1 pseudogene is annotated in these 396 nt (G+C 46.5%); it reads left to right on the top strand.

Annotated elements, in window-relative coordinates:
- Positions 1 to 396: pseudogene (locus ACERC7_RS08320) on the top strand (transposase); the annotation flags it as partial.

A 396-nucleotide genomic window follows, 5' to 3' on the forward strand; every position in this document is an offset into this window, starting at 1 on the left:
GCAACCACTTTCTGCGCTATCCGAGAGACGTCAGGAACCGTGTTAAGGTCATCACCATGGACATGTTTAGCCCTTATTACGACATCGCTAAGAAACTATTTCCAAATGCGAAAATCGTTCTCGATTGTTTCCACATTGTCCAGCATATGAGCAGGGACATGAACAGGCTACGCATCCAAGTAATGAACCAGTTTGATCGAAATTCCCACGAATACAGAGCCCTAAAGCGCTACTGGAACCCTCGCTCTCTCGTTTTCAAGCTCGGGCTAAACTAGTCCACTGGACTAGTTTACTCCAACAAGCCAGTCGAAAGCTCAGCGATAAACGCTTTTATCGCCCAACTTTTCGCATGCACTTGACTAATCAGGAGGTTGTCACTAAACTGCTCGGCTATTC

This window comes from Streptococcus sp. E17BB (assembly GCF_041807725.1).
In the GTDB taxonomy this organism is placed as follows: domain Bacteria; phylum Bacillota; class Bacilli; order Lactobacillales; family Streptococcaceae; genus Streptococcus; species Streptococcus entericus.